The 1,032-nt window shown below is 75.8% G+C and carries 1 protein-coding gene; it reads left to right on the plus strand.

Annotated features, from left to right (window positions below):
* Nucleotides 1-8: 8 nt before the first annotated feature.
* Nucleotides 9-935 carry a tRNA pseudouridine(55) synthase TruB gene (gene truB, locus NBW84_RS05330; RefSeq protein ID WP_250282281.1) on the plus strand — a complete coding sequence of 309 codons (927 nt, stop codon included), beginning with the start codon at nucleotides 9-11 and terminating at the stop codon, nucleotides 933-935.
* Nucleotides 936-1,032: the final 97 nt, after the last annotated feature.

Consider the following 1,032-nt stretch of genomic DNA (forward strand, 5'->3'; position numbering starts at 1 on the left):
GCCCGGCTGTGGAAGGCCCGGCTGTGGAAGGCCTGGTCGTGGTCGACAAGCCGGCGGGCTGGACCTCGCACGACGTGGTCGCCCGCTCCCGCCGGATACTGCGCACCCGCCGGATCGGCCACGCGGGCACGCTCGACCCGATGGCCACCGGCGTGCTGGTGCTCGGGGTCGGCCGGGGCACCCGGCTGCTCGGTCATCTCGCCCTGACGGGCAAGGTCTACGAGGCGACGGTGCGGCTCGGCGTGTCGACCACCACCGACGACGCCGAGGGGGAGGCGCTCGCCGTCGCGGACGACGCCGTCGCCCAGGCGGCGGCCGCCGACCAGCCGCGCCTGGCCGCCGCCATGGCGGCGCTCACCGGTGAGATCGACCAGGTCCCGTCCGCGGTCAGCGCGGTGAAGGTCGACGGGGTGCGGGCCTACGCCCGGGTGCGCGCCGGGCAGGACGTCGTCCTGGCGGCGCGCCGGGTGACGGTGAGCCGCTTCGACCTGCTCGCCCGCCGCGGGACGGATCTCGACGTGGCCGTGGCCTGCTCCAGCGGCACCTACGTGCGGGCGCTGGCCCGCGACCTGGGCGCGGCGCTGGGCTGCGGCGCCCACCTCACCGCCCTGCGGCGGACGTCGGTGGGCTCGTTCGGCCTTGCCGGGGCGGTCACGCTCGACACCCTCGCCGAGCGGGGGGCGGCCGCGCTGCGTCCGCTGGCCGGCGCGGTCGGCGCGCTGTTCCCCCGCCGCCAGGTCGACGCCGACGAGGCAGGTGCGATATCTCATGGCCGCCGGCTGCCGCCGTTCGGCGTGCCCGGCCTCTATGGTGTCTTCGGCCCTGCTGGTGAGCTGCTCGCCCTGGCCCAGGACACCGCGGGGGCCGGCCGGCCGTTGGTGGTTTTCACGCCGCCTTCCACCCCTGGGCCCGCGGAGATCCCGATAGGCTTCTGAACGTGCAGTGGTGGCGTGAGGTGCGCAATACGCCGGACGACTGGCCCGGCGGTGTCGTGACGATCGGTTTTTTCGACGGCGTCCACCGCGGCCACCA

It is taken from the genome of Protofrankia sp. CiP1_Cm_nod2 (assembly GCF_920664355.1).
Taxonomy (GTDB): Bacteria; Actinomycetota; Actinomycetes; order Frankiales; family Frankiaceae; genus Protofrankia.